Origin of the sequence: Paenibacillus caseinilyticus (assembly GCF_027533645.1) — a bacterium.
In the GTDB taxonomy this organism is placed as follows: domain Bacteria; phylum Bacillota; class Bacilli; order Paenibacillales; family NBRC-103111; genus Paenibacillus_G; species Paenibacillus_G caseinilyticus.
Genome location: NZ_JAQAGY010000005.1, coordinates 24,684 through 38,366, shown reverse-complemented (window position 1 = coordinate 38,366; position 13,683 = coordinate 24,684). Strand labels below are relative to the sequence as shown.

The following is a 13,683-nucleotide window of genomic DNA, read 5'->3' as shown; positions in this document are numbered from 1 at the left end:
CTGTAGTGACTCCTGTGCAGCGGCACATGCCCCTATGGAGGCTTATGTGGCCTGAATCAACACCATGCAGATGTCATCGCTCTGCGTCTCCCAGATGTCGTCCGGCAGCAGCGCTTCGACCAGCCGGTTCGGGTCTTCTTCCCCGTAGATGAGCCCCTGCAGACGAAGGGCCAGCAGATCGGACTCCGCCGCATCATCGGGATAATCGGAGGGCATCGGGATGGATTCCAGCAGACCGTCCGTATACAGGGCGATCCGGATCGGGTTCTCATAGGTGAAGATGCTCTTCGTTATATCCATCTGGTCGAAGAAGCCGACCGCGCAGCAGCCTTGGCTCAGCGCCACCGGCGGCTTGCCCTCCTCGAACAGGAATCCCGGCGGATGCCCGGCATTGACGTATTCGATCGTCTTGTTATGGGTATCGATCAGGAGGTAGACGGCTGTAAAATAATAGCTCATCGACGGGTTCTTGTGGTTGAGCTGGTGCATGTACCGGTTAAGCTCCGCCACGACAAATTCGGGCGAAACAAAGCGGGTAATCGTATCCTGCATGACCGATGAGATGAACATGCAGACAAGGGACGAGGAAATCCCGTGCCCCATAATATCGAGTATGATGATGCCGTGGCGGTGTTCGTCAATGCGGTGCCAGGCGTACAAGTCGCCGGCCAATTCGGATGAGGGGTGGTAAGCGGCCCGGATATCGAGGTGTTCCTTCTGCAGCGGTGCGCTGAGCACGCTGCTCTGCACCTGCTTCGCCAGATCGAGCTCTCTGCGGATCCGGGCCTCGTTCTCCTTATGCCAATCCTTCTCGTACTTCAAGCGGAGGGCCACCCGGATCCGGGCGATCAGCTCCACCTTGTTGACGGGCTTCATGACATAATCGATGGCGCCGGCCTCCAGGGCTTCGGCCAGTTTATTTGAATCTCCGAGTGCCGTTACGATAATGATGGGAATATCCCGCAGCCGTTCATCGCCTTGAATGAGTCGGCACGCTTCAATACCGTCCATCTCGGGCATCATCATATCCATCAGAATGAGATCGACGGGGACTTTGCCCCCATCGGCACTCTCCGTCAGCCGCTCCAGCATTTCCTTGGCGGAAGAAGATTTCCAGAAGGAATCATAGCCCGCACTCTTAAGTATTTTCTCGATGACGATAATATTCACCGGGTTGTCGTCGACAATTGCGATATTCATAACATTCGGTCTCCTCTTGTTCATTGCATCCGTAGGTTGTGTACCGGTATAGCATACATCGGGTAGTCCGTCTCGTACCCGGCCCCCGATGTTCCCTATCCCGCCGGTTCCCTGCGCTATCGTTCCTTGGTTGTCCGCTCCTTGATGTTCCGTTCCTACTATTATAGCGAAAAAGATAAACATATGTAACCACAAAAGGGGGACTTTGAAACAGCCCAGGCGTGATTCGGCTGTGGAAAATCAGGGTAATTTCCGATCAAGCGGGTCTGCCGCCCACAGAGCGGCAGCGTGCACTCCTACTGCGGCATTCCGGAAATTCCGGATCGAAAGGCCAAGGATCAAGAGGAGGAATCGCACATGAGAACCAAAGTGAAATTAGTCGACGGAGAAGAAGCAGCCATCCAAGCCATCCGGCAGTTTCGGCTGGAAGGGCATTCTTTGAACGAAATATATGTTCTGGCACATGACGGCGACACGGCCCAAGAACTCAGCCGGCTCACCGATACGAAGACCATCGGTATGATGGAGGAAGGCATGGCGACCGCCTTCGCCAATCTCTTCCGTTCCCGGGGCGACCAGCTCCGGGCCAAAATGGAGTCGCTCGGCATCTCGGCGCTGGATGCCGAGCGGTATGAATCGGAGCTGGACCGGGGGAAGATCATCGTTCTTGTCTGGTATGACGAAGATACAGGCACACTGGACCGAGCTGACGAGGCGGCGCGCCGGCGCCCCCGGCCCGAAGAACTTCTCCTGCCCCCTGTCGGCGGTGCGGTGATGAGCGAACGAAGATAAGACCGCCTTCCCCCACAAGCAAGACCGGCCGGCCGCTGCCGGCAAGGAATGCACGCGTCTCCCCGCTGCAGCAGTCGGAACTTCGCGGATGGATAAGCAGCCGTTCACGGAACGGGCTACCGATGCAATAACCCAAAATAAGCACACGATCCCTCTCGGGAGCGTGTGCTTATTTGGGCAATCGAAGGCATATCTTCCGCAGGAAGCCCTCCATCCGGCAGAAGCGATGGCATTTCATACATTTTTGGGGCAGCGGATGCCCAAATACCCGGTATTGCATGAACCTCCTTCCCCCAGTTGTCGTCTTATGTATCAGCAAGAAACGAACCTGACCGAAGGAAGCGAAAATGACACGATGAGAAAGCCCCCAGCACCCGCACGTTCCCCCTTGGCCCTCCCCCTGTTCGGAGCCGCCGCACTTCTGATGGCCGGACTGTATACGGCCTACTCCCTCTCCCCCTCGGCTGCCACCCCCACCGAAGCCGGGATGAAGAGCTCGCCGCTGTTGACGGAGGCACCTCAAGCCGGCAGCGTCTCCGGAGGAGGAAGTCTGCCATCTTTCCCTGCTCCGGCTCCAGATCCAGATTCAGCTCCAGCAGCTTACCCGTCCCCCCTGCCGGAGCCTCCCGTTCCACTGCCCGAGTCCGATCTGCAGGAGAAGCCGCCTGCCTCTCCTGCCTCTCCCGCCCCGGACGGGAGGAAGCTGGCCGCCTTGACCTTCGACGACGGTCCGGACGGACGGTACACGCCGCAGATCCTGGATATTCTGAAGAAACACGAAGTGAAAGCCACCTTCTTCGTGGTCGGCCGTCAAGCGCAGAAGTATCCCGAAGTGCTCCGCCGCATCTCGGATGAAGGCCACCGGATCGGCAACCACTCCTGGGATCATGCGGACCTCTCCAAGCTCAGCGGGCCGCAGCTGCTCGAGGAGATCGCCGCAGGAGACGAAGCCGTGCGCCAGGTGACCGGCTCAGCTCCGGTCCTCTTCCGGGCCCCGTATGGCGCCGTCTCGGAAGACGTCCGCCGGACGCTCGCCTCGCTGGGCCGGCCGCTCGTCGGCTGGACGGTCGATACGCGGGACTGGGCCGGTACGCCCCACGGGAAGATCCTGCAGACCGTGAAGGAGCGCCTGAGGCCGGGCGGCATCGTGCTGATGCACAGCTTCGGCGGACGGAAGAACTCGCTGGAGAACACGTTGCAGGCGCTGCCCGCCATGATTGAGGCGCTGCAGGCGGACGGCTACACGCTGGTTACGGCCGACGAACTGCCTGCCGCTAGGCGGCCGTGACCGCCGGCGGGGTTTCCTGCGGAGCCACCCCGCTGGGAACACAATTTCCTCTGGCTTCCAACTGGGGATCGCGGTACACTGGAGATATGTGTTTTTGGGCCGCTTTTCCTATCCTGGGAGAAAGGTCCTTCAGTTGAACCGGAATGACGGGGAGATCGTCAATAGATTTGAGGTGGCCTAGCTTGGAAGGGAATATGAAATTCGAATATTTGAAATACTTGTCCGAAAGCTCGGACAAAAAAGCCATTCTCCACGACCTGATGACGGCCTACGGCCAAGATGTCTGGAATTACGCTTACAGCATGACCCGCAAATGGGACCAGGCCGACGACATTACCCAGGAAGTGTTCCTGAAAGTGTACCGCAATCTCTATTCCTTCCGCTGCGAGTCCTCAGTCAAAACCTGGCTGCTCGCTATCACCCGCAACATGACGCTGGACTACCGCAAGTCGGCCTTCCTGCGCAGGGTTACCCTGGTGGATTACTTCCTCCCCGGGAACAACGTGCAGGCCTCTGCCGAGAACGAAGTGATGGAGGAACTGGCCGTAGGCGAAGTGTGGTCCCTGGTGCTTGAGCTGCCGGTGAAATACCGGGAAGTCCTCATCCTCTTCGCCCATCATCAGCTCTCGATGAAAGAGATGGCGGAGGTGCTCGGGGTCAGCGAGGGAACGGTGAAATCCAGACTGTACCACGCCCGTGGCAAAATTTCGAAGCTAAAGGAGAGTCGGAGGATTGGATCCGAAGGATAGCGACTTACAAAAGGCATTGGAGGACGGTCCCTTCGGGAGGCGCGGGTTCGATCCGGAGCTGCAGCGCCGCATTGAAGAGCGCCTGGACGAACCCCGCGTATGCCGTCGCAGGCCGTGGAGCCTCTGGCTCGCCGGCGCCGGAGCCGCGTTCGCGCTGGCCGCAGGACTGCTGCTGGCCGATGTCCACGGCCTCTTAAGCCGCCTGGGTCCAGGCTCCCAGGCCGCCATACCGGCGGCAAGCGCCCCCCCGCAGGAGGAAGCCCGCGATACGGGCCCGCGAACCGCTCTGCTGATCGGTACGCGCACGGACCGCCCGGCCGTCCCCGGTACGACCGGGAAGATATCCAGCGTGTACCGCTCGCTGCTGATCGCTCCGGAGGACGGGCGGCTGAAGGTAACGGCGGAAGGCAGCGGCATCCTGATGCCCTACAAGATGGAATTCTGGCGGATCGACGGGGAGCCGTCAGGAGGTGGGGGCCTCAGGCTCGGAGCCGTCCGGGTGTCCTCGAGCGGCAAGACGCCGCTGGTCCGCAGCTCCGCCGTCCGCTCTCAGGGCAGCCCGGCGTTCAGCGAGAAGCTGCTCTTCGCGGGCAACCGCTATGTGGCCATCGCGCAGACCGATACAGGCAGCGGCCGGGAGATGCTCTGGGTCAAGGAGCTGCCGCAGCTTGCGGCCCCGCGCCGGGCTTCGAACGCCGAACCGCTGCAGGAGCCGCATGTGACCCTGCGCAGCCTGCTGGGGGAATCGGCCGCCTCTACGGTCCGTTCCTTGGAAGCGGCTCCGCCCGGAGGGGGCGTCGATACGGTAGGCGAGAGCTGGACGCTCGTCCGCCGGGAAGGCAGCTGGACGGCGAAGCTCGCCTCGTACGACGGCACGGGGCCGGACGGCTACCGCCTGAGGGACGTGCCGGCGGACCTGCCTGAGAGCGTCGTGTCCTATGACACGCTGTCCACGCCTTGGGCGGAAGTGAAAGGGGTGCAGCCGGCGGCCACCGATGCCTTCACTTCGCCGAACCTCGACCTGGCGGCTGTCGTGGTCCCGCGCAGCATCGTCATCCATCCGATGTCCCGGGGAGAACTGATCGCCTCCCCTCTGCTCACGGTCCCTCTGGCCGAGAACGAGACCGTCGTGATGGCGCACTGGGCGCTGGATCCGTACATCGAACAGTGGAAGCGTCAGGCCGGTACTTATCTGGTTCCATAGACTGCCCGCCTAGCCGCCTGGGCGAGGGGCAGCCGGTCCTCCACTCTATAGATCTGGAAGAGGAAAGAAGCTTACATGCCTCATGGGCATGTAAGCTTCTTTGGTGTACCCAACGGGCGTAGAGGGCCGCTTGTGTACCACTTGCAGGACGTTTATGGGCATCTTTGGGCCTCATAGACAGCCTCATCGACGGCACTATGCCGCCGCTCCCGGGCGGCTTGCGTCCCCTACGGCTGCGGGACGGAGCCATACGCCACATGCGAGGCGAACGTCGGCGCATTCGGTACGATCAGGATGTGCGTGCGCCCCGGCTGCAGCACGAGATCCTTCCCGCCGTCGGTGAACCGGAGGGGAGCACCGGAGGCATCCCGGCGCCACTCCCCTGACTGCGCACGCCCCTTCTGGAAGAAGAGCGCCTCCCCACTCCCCGTCAGCTTGACGTCAAGCCGGCCTTCTTTGTCGAGCACCTGATGATCAGCTCCCATGACAATGACGTTCTCCGCCCCCAGCGTAGTGCCGGTGGCCAGATCCTTATGGAGCTCCCCGTTCAGCGAGCGCAGATAGCGTCCTTCCCCGGCATCGTAGCGGTAGCCTACCTTATAGCCTTTGACTAGGAACGTCACGTCAAGGGATGTACCGTCCGCGGATGCGCCATTCGCTCCGGTCCCCAGGGCAGGCACCGCCTCCGCCTCCCCTGACGCGAAGCTGTAGGCCGGCGTCTTCAGGGAATCCCCGGCTGCAGCAGCGACCGCAATCCCCTTTCCCTCAGCCCCGGCCCGGATCTTCTCGAGGCTCGTATACAGATTATGCGGCGCCTTCCGCGACTTCTCCCGCCAGAAGGACGGCCCGGCGTTCGTAATTTCGTCCATATCGTCGATGTGTTCCCTTTTTAGCTTCGCGTACCCGTCCGGGCTGCCCCCGGCATGCACCTGGATGGCCCCGAAGCTTTTGCCGAGCTCGATAAAGTAAGGGCGGATGCTCCGCACCGGACCGATCGGGTTCTGCAGCGCAACGCTGCTCTGGTAGATGGCGACCAGGCGAGTAATCTCGCCTTCGGCCAGCACCTCCAGCAGCATGTCCGCCTCCGTCAGGCCGCTCTGGGGACGGGCCTGGGGAGCGTTATTGACCATGACCATGACCGGACGGGCAAGAGCGCCCTCCTTCACGGGCAGTCCGGTCAACGGGGCCGTCGGGCCGGCAGGCGCCTTAGGCGGTGCCGGTACCGTCTCCTCGCCTGGCTCCGGCCCCGTCTTCACCTGCACAGGAGCCGGCTGCGGCGGCTGGGCCTCCTTCCCCAAGCTGCAGCCGGCCGTCAGGGCGAGGATGCTGCCGGCGAGCAGGAGAAGCCCCGCCTTGCCCGGCCCCGATCTGCCGAAGATGGGGGATGAACCTTTTATCATGGACGCTCACCTCTCTCTTCCAGAATCGTTCAAGCTTCTAGTAATCTATATTCTAGCAGGTGCGGGAATAGAATCCGTCCATGCCAAAAAGCGCTATCCTCTTCTATACGGATAACGCCCCGGATTTGTTACGCCTGGACTGCAATATAGGTTAGAGACCGGCCAACAGGCTGCGGATCTCCTCGCCATAGGTCTTCAGCAGCTCTCTCGATTGGAACTTGCCGCTGAAGTCCTCGACGCCGAGATAGCCGTCATATCCGACCGACTTCAAGTCGCCAAGCACCTGCTTCCAATCCACGACGCCTCCGTTCACCGGCTCCCAGTAAGAAGTCCAGCTCTGGGACCCGTCTTCCCGGCGGTTCCCCGGCTTCCAGCCCGTATTCTTGATATGTACGTGAGCCAGGTAAGGGCCCAGCAGCTCGAGCCCCATCCGGAAGTTCTCAAATCCTTCGTGCACCATGTTGCCCGGATCGAACAGGACGCCGATGTGCTCCGGGTCGAACCGGGACACGAGACGATGCGCGAGCCCCGCACTAGGTGCAATCGTATGATGATGTGTCTCTACAAGACACTTCACGCCATACTGGCGCGCCAGTTCCTCCACCCCATGCAGATACTGAATCTCCTGTTCGAACAGGTCATTATAATTCCGGGATCGGTCATAGCCCGGAACGCCGACACGGATCGAGGCTGCCCCAAGCCTCTTCGCAGCTCTCAGAACCTGCTCCGTCCCCTCCAGATCGCCGGGCGTCAAGTAAGGCACGACAGAGACCGTGCGAAGCCCCTGCTCCGCTGCTGCTTTCGCGAAGCGGTCCAGTTCGGTCTCGGTGCTCTGCGGATCGATGGAACAGAGATTGCGGCGCCAGAACGACGGCTGTTCGTCCCCGGCATCCGCCGGAATCTCCTTGAACCGCCATTCGATCCCTTCGATGCCCGCTTCCTTCGCGGCGCTTGCCAGTTCTTCGGGCGTCAGGTCCGGGGTTACGACCGTGAATACGGATAGTTTCATGAGAGTCCCTCCGATAAGTGGATAATTGTAGGATTCGGACTGCTCTGAGCAGCCTGCTCTCCAGATTATAACAGCCTCCCCGCCTTGTGGCTATAAAAATGTTCACGTGAACAATGTGCGCCGTTTCTCGATTTCTTGCGGGTAACTGCTTTTATACAATGGAGCTCCCGCGAGTGCCTTGTCAGGACGGAAGCTCCCCCATGGACTCACACCTGCACGCCTCCCGGCACCCGGACCATGACAAAAAGTCCGCCTAAGCTGCACGCTTCGGCGGACTTTCCATTGGCTGGCAGCTCCGTTCTCTCAGGGCGGTGCTCCCTGGATCATCGCTCCAAGCTCATCCCTTCCCTATCATCCGAAGATCCAGCCCGTAAGACTCAGCGAGCCGTACTGGTATTCCTGGTGAAGCAGCTTCGCTTTGCGGGTACGGTCGGCGAGTCCCATGGCGAGGAACAGCGGGTACAGATGCTCCCGCGTAAGGGCCGCCAGGCTCGCGTGCGGCGCTCTCCTCTCATAGTCGAAGAGGGATTCCAGATCCCAGACGGAGATCCGTTCGCCGAGCCAAGCGTCGAACTCCAGCGCCCAGGAATCCACCCACGTGCTGTCCCAGTGGAGCCGGGAGGGATGATGCACTGTCCCTCCGCTGCCGATGACGAGCACGCCCTTCTGCCGGAGCGAGTACAGCGCCTGTCCGATCCGGTACGGCTCCTCGGGGGCCAGACGCGGGTGGACGGACAGCGCCACGACGGGGATGTCCGCTGCCGGGTACATCCAATGTAGCAGCGGCCATACGCCGTGGTCCAGGCCCCGGGCATCGTCGATCTCCGAAGCGATGCCTTCGCCCGCCAGCTCCTTCTGGATGTCCAGGCTGAGCAGGATATCTCCCGGTGCCGGGTAAGTGACCGCATAGGCGGCCTCCGGGTACCCAAAAAAGTCATGCAGCGTCTCCGGACGGGAGGCACCCGTGATGCGCTGGATGGGGCTCTCCCAATGAGCGCTGACCACTGCAATCCCTTGGGGCCGCGGCAGATGCTTGCCAAGGTTCTGGAGGAAGCGGGTATACGGCAGATCTTCTGCAGCAAGCGTCGGGGTTCCGTGAGCCAAAAACAACGAAGGATACATGCCATCCCCTCCTTTCAGATGTCCCGGCTTCCCCCGGTAGTGAGGTGGGCCGCTTCAGCCGAGGCTCACGCACTCTTGCCGAGGAATGTCTCCAGCTCCCCGAGCTGGCGGAGGTGATGACGGAAGTGCATCTCGAGCAGCGCGAACCATTCCGTTGCATTCAATCCGCCCAGTCTCGGGTGGACAGCCACTCGGTCAGCGGGTATAGCCGCAAGCTGCGGCTCGATATCCCGCAGACGTTCCTTTAACTCCTGCAGACGCGCACGGATCGAAGCCGCATCCTCCGTATTGGGAGGTGTATAAGCATCCGATGCGGGAACGGCTATTTTCGTGGGAGGGAACGAGCCCAGGCGGAAGATCCCTTCCCCGGCTTCGCTTTTGCCGCTCGCTCCCGCTGCCCCTCCCTCCCGACACACATCGATGGCCTTCAGCTGCATATGGAAGGCAGTGTTAAGCAGATGCGTGTACACTTGGCCCACCGACCAGGCGCCGGGCGAAGGCTGCCTGTGCAGCTCGTCTTCCGTATACCGGGAGAGTCTCTCCTCGTACTGCTCCATCGTCAGCTCCAGATCCGTCAATGCTTGCTTCGTATCGATCATGGCAAGGCCTTCTTTCCTAAATGGTATAGTGAATATGACCTCATCATAGCACCCCGCTCCTGACACCCTTATGTCAGGAGTTCCACGGGCGTTCCGTACAGTTTGTGTAATTTTTCGGCTTCCGCTGCCATGCGGCCGCGCAAGCTTGCCAGCTCCAGCACTTCCGCTTCCGCTCCCCAACCGAGCAGCCATGGCAGGGCTTCAAGTTCATACCGCACCTGCAGCGTGAGCAGCAGCCCCCCCTCCATCTCCGGATCCTCTTCCGCCCGCGTCACATAGAAGTAAGGCGTGTTGCGGGCATATCTCAGCGCCGCATCACCCACCAGACGCACTCTAATCCTTACGGGCCGTTCGTCTGATGGTGTATAGGCATGCAAGTCAAAATCGGCGGGACGCCGGAACGCCCGTTCCGTCTCCTCCAGCTCCGCCATCCGGTCCAGACGGAACAGCCTCCGCTCTCCCCGAAGCAGACAGTGCCCGACCAGATGCCAGACGCCTTGGGCGTGCACCAGGCCATAGGGCTCCACCTCCCGCAGTTCGCCGGGGCCGCTGACAGCCCCCTCCCGCTGCCGCCGCGCTTCCCCGGTATACCGGAAGCATACAGCTCGCTCCTCCAGTACGGCCCGGTAAAGCCGGTCCAGCTTCTCATCGGACCGCTGCGGAAGCGACCAGAAGCGCAGCCCCTTGCGCATGGACTCCACCTGCTCGCGGACCTCCGCTGGAAGCACCGCTTCCAGCTTCATACGCGCCGACAGCCCAGCTTCGCGGTAAGCTTCCCCGAGCAGCCGCAGTACCGCCTCGCTTCCGAGCAGCAGGGTCGCAGCCTCCTCCGCCCGGAAAGTGACCGGCGGAAGAAAGTAGCCCTCCATGAGGGAGTAGCCGAGTCCCGGCACAGCCGCTACAGGCACTCCTGCTTCGCTCAGTGCCTGCATGTCCCGGTACACCGTACGCACGCTCGTTTCGAAGCGGGCAGCAAGATCCTCCGCCCGCACGCAGCGCCGGTTCTGCAGCTCGAGCACTATCGCCATCAACCGGTCTGTCCGGTTCACCGGCACCGCCTCCTTCGGACATTCATCTCCCTGTTATAGTAAGATTATTCCATAGGGGGCCCCCCGCTTCCTTCCCGTACAGCAAAAAAAGACCCGGATCAGAGCCTGACAGGCCCTCCTTCCGGATCTCTCTTCCACTCGCTTCGCTGCCATGCTTACAGCTGCCCTTGCACCCAAGCTTCCAGCTGGGCCAGCGGCACGAAGCCGATCTGCGTTCCCACTTCTTGGCCGTCCTTGAACAGCTTCAGGGTCGGGATGCTCATAATGCCATATTTACCGGCCGTGTCAGGGTTGTCGTCGACATTCACCTTAACGATGGATACCGAGTCGCCGAGCTTGCCTCCGAGTTCTTCAAGCACCGGGGCGATCATTTTGCAGGGGCCGCACCAAGGTGCCCAGAAGTCCACGAGAACCACGCCTTGGGCAATAGCCGCTTCGAACTGCTCTTCTTTGGTAATGGATACGATAGACATGATTGCACTCACTCCTCTTCTATAGTCAAGCGTAGGGATTCGCTGCACGGCCCATACGGCAGCCTACCGCAGGAATCCAGGGTTAAAGCGCCGGCGGAAGGGAGAGAGGCCGGATGTGCCGCCCTGGCTTCCCGCGCCGTTCGCGGGGCTCGGCCAGGCGGCTTCGGCGGCCGACTTGCGCTCGCTGAGCTCCTTGAACCACTCCCGGTCGCGTGTGATCAGCGCCACTTCGATCAGTCCGCGCAGCGCCTCCACATCCGACAGCAGATCGTCCGGCAGCTTCATCAGCTTGAACGGTCTGGCTTCGGCCAGCGTCCCTACTCGCTCCGTGCGGTCGCACTGTGTCAGACGCACCCGGATTCTCCCGTCATCGTTCATCGATTCGATATACCCAATGAAACGTTCGTCTTGCAGGGTCGTTCCGCTCACCCAGTCCCCTTCTTGCAGCAGCATCGGATTATAAGCCGTCATCTTCGGTCACCCTCTCCTCTTTTTATATACTTAACCGCTTTTTACATAATTAACCTACAGGAGAGGACTGAAACATTATTAGTAACAGTTCAGGGGGAGAAAAGAAGCCCGCTAGCGCTTCTCTCGCTGGGCGGTCTTCAGCCTGTCAAGCACCCCGCGAAGCGTTAGGCGCTCCAAATACATCAGCATGCCTTCCTCTGCTTCGGTGAAGATGCCGTCCATCACGCCTGCGATATTGCAGGCGACCAGGCACTCCTCTTCCGTACTGCCGGAACACCACGACGGCTTGATCGAACCGATGGAGGTCACCCGGTAAATCTCCGCCAGGGTCACTTCATCCGGATCGCAGCTGAGAATGAAGCCGCCTCCGCTGCCTTCCTTCGTTGCCACATAACCCTTCTTCTTCAAGCAGGCCATGACCTTGCGCACCCGGGCGGGGTGTGTGCTGACATTGTGAGCAATGATATCGCTGGTTGCCATGTGGTCCGGCCGGTAGGCGAGCAGTACGAGGCTGTGTACCGCAATCGTGAATTCGCTGTTCACCGTTTGCCCTCCCTTATCCCTGTACTGTAATTATATTTATTACAGTAAGATTTGTCAAGATGCTCTGCGCCCTGTTTCTTCTCTCTTCAAAATAAACGGTTTCACCGTCCTTTAAGTCAAAAAAAACGGCCCCCTCATCGGAGACCGGCGCTTGTGGCATGCCGGCAGCCAAGCCGGCCCTTGCTTATTGGTACAGGTTGCCGCGGTAGAGCTGGCCTTGCTGTTGCTGGGCCAGTCCCCCTATATTTGCATTGCTCAGCTGAGCCAAGCTTTGCTCCAGCTGGGAACAAACCTGAGCTACCTGCTGCAGCTGCTGCAAGGCTGCCTGGTGGCCCTGCAGAGCGGTTTGGATCACTTGGACGGCTTGACGCTCGCGCTGGGCAAGCAGCTCCAGCTGCTGGGAATTCTGCTGCTCTTGCTGCAGCAGTTTTTGATAATCGCCGCTGGCGACTTGCGTCTGCTGCATGAGGTGCTGGATCGTTTGCTGGCATTGGTTCAGCTGTGCCGAAATAGTAAACATGGATTGGTGTTCCTCCTAAGGAAAGGTTTGTCTTCAGCCCGTTTGGACCCATCCTATTTTGCATTAACCTCCCTCTCCTTATGCATGCTGCGGCAAAACAATAACCCTCTTCTCCCGTCAGGGAAAAGAGGGTTATCTTGCTTACTATGCTTAATCGTTTATTTGATTTCGTAAATTTTCTCGAGATCGTCCAGCATCAGGTTCGCCGCTTTGACGCCGCCCGCCGTATTCCAGATCGCATCGTTCACCTGCCGCACCTTGCCCGCCTTCACGACATTTAGGTTCTTCCAGAGCGGATCGTTCAGCCAGTCTTTCTCCTGCTGGCCCGCTTTGCCGTCTCCCGTCTCATAGGTGAAGTAGAAGAGCATATCCGCATCGACTTCCGGCAGACGCTCTTTCGTGATCTCTTCCACGAAGGTGTCCTTGTACTTATTCTCCGGGCGCTTGATCCCGATTTGGCTGAAGATAATGCCAGTGAACGTGTCCTGCAGATATATTCTCGTCTTGCCGGCCATGAAGCGAACCACGGATACCTTCTGGTTCAGCTTGTCGCCCGCCTTCGCCTTGAAGTTCTCAATGCGCTTGTCGAAGTCCGCGATGACCTTCTCGCCTTCGGCTTTCTTGCCCACCGCTTCAGCATACAGACGGTAGTTGTTCTTCCACTCGCCGCGCAGCGTCTCCGAGAAGACAGTAGGGGCAATGGCTTTGAGCTGGTCGTACACTTTCTCCTGTCGCATCTTGGTGCCGATAATCAGGTCCGGCTTCAGCGAAGCGATGAGCTCCAGGTTCGCCTGGCTTTCTTCGCCGACGACCGTTACGCCTTCCATGTCCGATTTAATATGATCATACCAAGGGCTGCCCGTCCAGGATTTCACGGCACCGACGGGTTTGATTCCGAGCGACAGCAGTGCTTCCGTTCCTTCATTGGTCAGAATGACGACCCGCTTGGGATTCGCAGGCACTTCGGTTTCTCCCATTGCATGTTTGATTTTGAGCGGAGCCTGTGCCGGTGCATTGGTTTGCGTACCCGCCGCGGATCCGGGTGCCACTTGCTCGGCCGGTTTCGAGCCGCAGGCCGTAAGCCAGACGGAGAGCAGCATGAGGATGGCGAGCAGCCCTGCGGATGTTTTGCCTGTGATTCCCTTGATTCGTTGCATAAGTGACCTCCTGGTGTCGTACATCTAAAAGTGTCCGGCCTGCAGTTCTCTATAGGTTGTAGGCATGCCGGCAGTTGATAACGATTATCATTAACATCGTTCATAGT

General features: G+C 60.0%; 15 protein-coding genes. 4 read left to right on the top strand and 11 right to left on the bottom strand.

Annotated elements, in window-relative coordinates:
- Positions 1-42: 42 nt before the first annotated feature.
- Positions 43-1,200, bottom strand: a complete 1,158-nt coding sequence (locus O9H32_RS09330) for a fused response regulator/phosphatase (RefSeq protein WP_269865760.1) — start codon at positions 1,198-1,200, stop codon at positions 43-45.
- Between the two features lie 357 nt (positions 1,201-1,557).
- Here O9H32_RS09330 and O9H32_RS09325 point away from each other — a divergent pair, with 357 nt between their 5' ends.
- The 4 genes from O9H32_RS09325 (at position 1,558) to O9H32_RS09310 (ending at position 5,233) form a co-directional block, all read left to right on the top strand.
- Positions 1,558-1,992 carry a general stress protein gene (locus tag O9H32_RS09325; protein ID WP_269865759.1) on the top strand — a complete coding sequence of 145 codons (435 nt, stop codon included), beginning with the start codon at positions 1,558-1,560 and terminating at the stop codon, positions 1,990-1,992.
- A 355-nt stretch (positions 1,993-2,347) separates the two neighbouring features.
- A complete protein-coding gene (locus O9H32_RS09320; protein WP_269865758.1) occupies positions 2,348-3,280 on the top strand; it encodes a polysaccharide deacetylase family protein in 933 nt (310 codons plus the stop codon).
- A 182-nt stretch (positions 3,281-3,462) separates the two neighbouring features.
- Entirely contained in the window at positions 3,463-4,029 is a 567-nt protein-coding gene (locus O9H32_RS09315; protein WP_269865757.1) for an RNA polymerase sigma factor, read from the top strand.
- Complete coding sequence (locus O9H32_RS09310; protein ID WP_269865756.1) at positions 4,013-5,233, top strand: hypothetical protein; 1,221 nt, start codon at positions 4,013-4,015, stop codon at positions 5,231-5,233. Before O9H32_RS09315 ends, O9H32_RS09310 begins: the two co-directional genes overlap by 17 nt.
- Before the next feature lie 227 nt (positions 5,234-5,460).
- Here the strand turns inward: O9H32_RS09310 and O9H32_RS09305 are convergent, their stop codons facing one another.
- The 10 genes from O9H32_RS09305 to O9H32_RS09260 form a co-directional block, all read right to left on the bottom strand.
- Positions 5,461-6,633 carry a DUF3048 domain-containing protein gene (locus O9H32_RS09305; RefSeq protein ID WP_269865755.1) on the bottom strand — a complete coding sequence of 391 codons (1,173 nt, stop codon included), beginning with the start codon at positions 6,631-6,633 and terminating at the stop codon, positions 5,461-5,463.
- A gap of 151 nt (positions 6,634-6,784) precedes the next feature.
- Positions 6,785-7,642, bottom strand: coding sequence for a sugar phosphate isomerase/epimerase family protein (locus tag O9H32_RS09300; RefSeq protein WP_269865754.1), 858 nt, complete (start codon positions 7,640-7,642; stop codon positions 6,785-6,787).
- Between the two features lie 351 nt (positions 7,643-7,993).
- Positions 7,994-8,764 (bottom strand): DODA-type extradiol aromatic ring-opening family dioxygenase, encoded by a 771-nt coding sequence (locus O9H32_RS09295; protein WP_269865753.1) that lies wholly within the window; start codon positions 8,762-8,764, stop codon positions 7,994-7,996.
- Between the two features lie 65 nt (positions 8,765-8,829).
- Positions 8,830-9,363 carry a DinB family protein gene (locus tag O9H32_RS09290; RefSeq protein ID WP_269865752.1) on the bottom strand — a complete coding sequence of 178 codons (534 nt, stop codon included), beginning with the start codon at positions 9,361-9,363 and terminating at the stop codon, positions 8,830-8,832.
- Positions 9,364-9,431: 68 nt separating this feature from the next.
- Complete coding sequence (locus O9H32_RS09285) at positions 9,432-10,412, bottom strand: helix-turn-helix transcriptional regulator (protein WP_269865751.1); 981 nt, start codon at positions 10,410-10,412, stop codon at positions 9,432-9,434.
- Between the two features lie 155 nt (positions 10,413-10,567).
- Positions 10,568-10,885: a thioredoxin gene (trxA, locus tag O9H32_RS09280; RefSeq protein ID WP_269865750.1), complete on the bottom strand. Its 318-nt coding sequence runs from the start codon at positions 10,883-10,885 to the stop codon at positions 10,568-10,570.
- Between the two features lie 63 nt (positions 10,886-10,948).
- Positions 10,949-11,356: a hypothetical protein gene (locus O9H32_RS09275; protein WP_269865749.1), complete on the bottom strand. Its 408-nt coding sequence runs from the start codon at positions 11,354-11,356 to the stop codon at positions 10,949-10,951.
- A 111-nt stretch (positions 11,357-11,467) separates the two neighbouring features.
- The gene (locus O9H32_RS09270) at positions 11,468-11,899 is read right to left on the bottom strand and encodes an Rrf2 family transcriptional regulator (protein ID WP_269865748.1); all 432 of its coding nucleotides are present in this window, start codon (positions 11,897-11,899) and stop codon (positions 11,468-11,470) included.
- 184 nt (positions 11,900-12,083) lie between these two features.
- Positions 12,084-12,419 carry a hypothetical protein gene (locus O9H32_RS09265; RefSeq protein ID WP_269865747.1) on the bottom strand — a complete coding sequence of 112 codons (336 nt, stop codon included), beginning with the start codon at positions 12,417-12,419 and terminating at the stop codon, positions 12,084-12,086.
- 158 nt (positions 12,420-12,577) lie between these two features.
- Positions 12,578-13,576, bottom strand: coding sequence for an ABC transporter substrate-binding protein (locus tag O9H32_RS09260; RefSeq protein ID WP_269865746.1), 999 nt, complete (start codon positions 13,574-13,576; stop codon positions 12,578-12,580).
- Positions 13,577-13,683: the final 107 nt, after the last annotated feature.

What these genes read in the sequence shown, in the direction of transcription:
- O9H32_RS09305 (WP_269865755.1), bottom strand. Translation starts at nt 6,633, where the DNA reads ATGATAAAAGGTTCATCCCCCATCTTCGGCAGATCGGGGCCGGGCAAG.
- O9H32_RS09265 (WP_269865747.1), bottom strand. Translation starts at nt 12,419, where the DNA reads ATGTTTACTATTTCGGCACAGCTGAACCAATGCCAGCAAACGATCCAG.
- O9H32_RS09295 (WP_269865753.1), bottom strand. Translation starts at nt 8,764, where the DNA reads ATGTATCCTTCGTTGTTTTTGGCTCACGGAACCCCGACGCTTGCTGCA.
- O9H32_RS09325 (WP_269865759.1), top strand. Translation starts at nt 1,558, where the DNA reads ATGAGAACCAAAGTGAAATTAGTCGACGGAGAAGAAGCAGCCATCCAA.
- O9H32_RS09260 (WP_269865746.1), bottom strand. Translation starts at nt 13,576, where the DNA reads ATGCAACGAATCAAGGGAATCACAGGCAAAACATCCGCAGGGCTGCTC.
- O9H32_RS09320 (WP_269865758.1), top strand. Translation starts at nt 2,348, where the DNA reads ATGAGAAAGCCCCCAGCACCCGCACGTTCCCCCTTGGCCCTCCCCCTG.
- trxA (WP_269865750.1), bottom strand. Translation starts at nt 10,885, where the DNA reads ATGTCTATCGTATCCATTACCAAAGAAGAGCAGTTCGAAGCGGCTATT.
- O9H32_RS09330 (WP_269865760.1), bottom strand. Translation starts at nt 1,200, where the DNA reads ATGAATATCGCAATTGTCGACGACAACCCGGTGAATATTATCGTCATC.
- O9H32_RS09290 (WP_269865752.1), bottom strand. Translation starts at nt 9,363, where the DNA reads ATGATCGATACGAAGCAAGCATTGACGGATCTGGAGCTGACGATGGAG.
- O9H32_RS09300 (WP_269865754.1), bottom strand. Translation starts at nt 7,642, where the DNA reads ATGAAACTATCCGTATTCACGGTCGTAACCCCGGACCTGACGCCCGAA.
- O9H32_RS09275 (WP_269865749.1), bottom strand. Translation starts at nt 11,356, where the DNA reads ATGACGGCTTATAATCCGATGCTGCTGCAAGAAGGGGACTGGGTGAGC.